At 74.0% G+C, this 3,187-nt stretch carries 3 protein-coding genes and 1 pseudogene; all 4 read right to left on the bottom strand.

Annotated elements, in window-relative coordinates; genetic code table 11:
- A pseudogene (locus tag ABZ885_RS38110) lies at nucleotides 1-186 on the bottom strand (DUF6457 domain-containing protein); the annotation flags it as partial.
- Between the two features lie 22 nt (nucleotides 187-208).
- Entirely contained in the window at nucleotides 209-982 is a 774-nt protein-coding gene (narI, locus tag ABZ885_RS38105) for a respiratory nitrate reductase subunit gamma (protein WP_360199317.1), read from the bottom strand.
- Nucleotides 979-1,761, bottom strand: coding sequence for a nitrate reductase molybdenum cofactor assembly chaperone (narJ, locus tag ABZ885_RS38100; protein ID WP_360199315.1), 783 nt, complete (start codon nucleotides 1,759-1,761; stop codon nucleotides 979-981). The genes narI and narJ overlap by 4 nt, the downstream gene beginning before the upstream one ends.
- Nucleotides 1,758-3,187: nitrate reductase subunit beta (gene narH / locus ABZ885_RS38095; protein WP_360199313.1), on the bottom strand; the 1,430-nt coding region annotated here is incomplete at its 5' end. The genes narH and narJ, both read right to left, overlap by 4 nt.

The following is a 3,187-nucleotide window of genomic DNA, read 5'->3' as shown; positions in this document are numbered from 1 at the left end:
GCCGCCGGTGCGCGCGGCCGCGTAGCCGACCAGGAACGCGGTCAGCGGGGCGGCGGGGCGGGCCACGCCGTGCGCCACGACCCGGGTCATGCCGAGCAGTTCGGTGACGTCGACGTCGAGGTCGATGCCGAGCTCGTCCTTGACCGCGTCGATCCAGTTCTTCATCAGGTGCTCCTCGTGCACTCGTGGTTCCGTTCCGCGGTCCGGCTCAGGCCCGGCGGCGCAGCGGCGCGCCCGCGCGGGGCCGGGCCGACGGCCGGTCCGGCTGCCGGGCGCGCCGTCGGTAGACCAGGTAGGGGCGGACAAGGTAGCCGACGGGGGCGCTCCACACGTGGACCAGGCGGGTGAACGGCCAGGCGGCGAAGAGCAGGCAGGCGGAGACGGCGTGCAGCTGGAACAGCAGCGGGGCTCCGGCCATCGCCTCGGGGTGGGGGTGGAAGGCGAACACGCCGCGGAACCAGACCGAGATGGTGGACCGGTAGTCGTAGCCGCTGCCGGCGAGGTTGTGCACCGCGGTGGCGGAGAAGCCGAGCAGGACGGTCACCGCGAGCAGCGGGAAGAGCAGCTTGTCACTCCGGTCGGTGGTGAGCCGGACCCGCCGGGTCAGCAGCCGGCGCGCGCAGAGCATGCCCAGGCCGGTGATCATGGCCACGCCGGCCACCGTGCCGAGCGACACGGCCGTCAGGTGGTAGGTGTGCTCGGAGATCCCGGCGGTCTCCGTCCACGAGGCGGGGACCGCGAGGCCCACGGCGTGGCCGCCGATCACCGCGAAGGCGCCGAGGTGGAACAGCGGGCTGCCCCAGCGCAGCCAGCGGTGTTCCAGGAGCTGGCTGGTGCGCGTGGTCCAGCCGAACTGGTCCTGGCGGTAGCGCCAGACGTGTCCCACCGCGAAGACGGCGAGGCAGGCGTAGGGGAACGCGACCCAGAGGAGCAGGTCGGCCCCGCTCGTAGCGGCGGCGAACGGGGTGCCGGCGGGGCTCATCGGTGGCCCTCCTTGGTTCTGGTCGGCAGCAGCGGGATCAGCGTCGGCGGGGCGGGCGCGGGCGGGACGAAGGTCTGCGGCGGTGCGAAGAGGTCGCCGGCGTAGGGGTCGAGGCCGACCTCCTCGGCGGGCGGGCCCGCCGCGGCCAGCTCCGCCACCGCCTCCAGGTCTGCGTCGGTCGGCGGCGGGAGGAGGGTGAGGAGCGCCGCCAGCAGGTGCCGGTACGGGGAGCCGGCGTCGGCCAGGGCGTGCCGGATCAGCTCCAGTCCCCGCCGGTGCTGGCGCAGCGGTGCCTCGCCGCGCGGCCCTTCGAGCGCGGCGAACTCGAGGACGACCGGGAGGTGGTCGGGGAGTTCGGCGGCGCCGGCGTCCCAGCCGGCGGCGCGGTAGCGCTGGGCGAGGGCCAGCAGGGCCATGCCGCGCCGGCGGGTGTCGCCGTGCAGGTAGTAGGTGAGGTACAGGCCGCTCTTGCGGCGCAGGTCGAACATCTCGACGTAGTGGCGTTCCAGGGCGTCCCGGGGCTGCCCGGCGAACCAGGCGGTGAAGGCGGTCAGTTCCGCGGCGGCCGGTGACGGCTGCAGCGCCTCGGCGGCGCCCGCCAACGCCGGGCGTTCGGCGGCCAGTTCGGCGTCCGGGTACTGCAGCAGCAGCGAGAGCAGCCGCAGGACGAGCGTCCGCTGTCCGGTCTCGTGCGACGTCCGGTCGGCGCGGGCGGCTCGGGCGGCGGCTCGGGTGCCGGCGCGGGTGCCGGCGCGGGTGCCGGCGTGCAGCGCGTTCATGCCTGGTCTCCTGTCTTGCGGCGCAGGGTGGGAAGGCCGAGCATCACGCGGCCGCCGCCCGGCGAGCGGTCGCCGGAGACCTCGACCGGGCACCGGTCCTCGATCCCGGCGAGGGCGGCCGCGTCCTCCTTGTGGGCGGCGGGGACGACGTACCGGTCGGCGTACTTGGCGACGGCGAGCAGCCGGTGCAGGTCCTCCGCCTCGCGGGCGGTGAGCCCGACGGCCTTCAGCGCGCTCTCGTCGCCCTCCTCGCCGAGGGTGCGCGCCCGCATGTGGGAGCGCAGCGCGGTGAGCTTCATCAGCACGCCGGCCACCACGTCGGTGTCCCCGGCGCTGAACAGCTCCGCCAGGTACTCCAGCGGGATGCGCAGCCGGCTGACGGCGGCGAAGACGTGGTCGGGGTCGTCCTGGTTGCCGCCCGCGGAGTCCACCGCGTCGAGCACCGGGGAGAGCGGGGGGACGTACCAGACCATCGGCAGGGTGCGGTACTCCGGGTGCAGCGGCAGCGCCACCTTGTAAGTGGAGACCAGCGCGTGCACGGGGGACCGCCGGGCGGCCTCCAGCCAGTCCTCGGGTATGCCCGACTCCCGTGCCGCCGCGATCACTTCGGGGTCGTGCGGGTCGAGGAAGACCCCGCGCTGGGCGTCCAGCAGGTCCTTCTCGTCGGGGGTGGCCGCGGCCTCGCCGACGCGGTCCGCGTCGTACAGCAGGAGCCCCAGGTAGCGGAGCCGTCCGACGCAGGTCTCGGAGCAGACGGTGGGCTGTCCGGCCTCGATGCGCGGGAAGCAGAAGGTGCACTTCTCGGCCTTGCCGGTGGCGTGGTTGACGTACACCTTCTTGTACGGGCACGCCGTCACGCACATCCGCCAGCCGCGGCAGCGGTCCTGGTCCACCAGGACGATGCCGTCCTCGACCCGCTTGTACATCGCGCCGGACGGGCAGGCCGACACGCAGGCCGGGTTGAGGCAGTGCTCGCACAGCCGGGGCAGGTGGAAGAGGAAGGTCTGCTCGAACTCGAACTTCACCTTCTCGGCCCACGCACCGGTCAGGTTGGGGTCGCCGCCCGCGTGCTCGGGTGCGCCGCCCAGGCCGTCCTCCCAGTTGGCGCCCCAGGTGATCGCCGTCGGCTCGCCGGTGAGGACCGAGCGCGGACGGGCGACCGGGACGTCGTTCCCGGCGGGGGCGCTGACGAGGTTGTCGTAGTCGTAGGTGACCGGCTCGTAGTAGTCCTCGATGGAGGGCAGATGGGGGTTGGAGAACAGCGACAGCAGCCGGCGGCCGCGGCCGCCCGAGCGCAGGACGAGCCGGCCGCGCTCGTCGAGCATCCAGCCGCCCTTCCACTTCTCCTGGTCCTCGTAGCGGCGCGGGTAGCCGACGCCGGGCTTGGTCTCGACGTTGTTGAACCAGGCGTACTCGACGCCGGTGC

Origin of the sequence: Kitasatospora sp. NPDC047058 (genome assembly GCF_040643935.1) — a bacterium.
In the GTDB taxonomy this organism is placed as follows: Bacteria; Actinomycetota; Actinomycetes; order Streptomycetales; family Streptomycetaceae; genus Kitasatospora.
This window is presented reverse-complemented; position numbering and strand designations above follow the sequence as displayed.

What these genes read in the sequence shown, in the direction of transcription:
- narJ (WP_360199315.1), bottom strand. Translation starts at nt 1,761, where the DNA reads ATGAACGCGCTGCACGCCGGCACCCGCGCCGGCACCCGCGCCGGCACC.
- narI (WP_360199317.1), bottom strand. Translation starts at nt 982, where the DNA reads ATGAGCCCCGCCGGCACCCCGTTCGCCGCCGCTACGAGCGGGGCCGAC.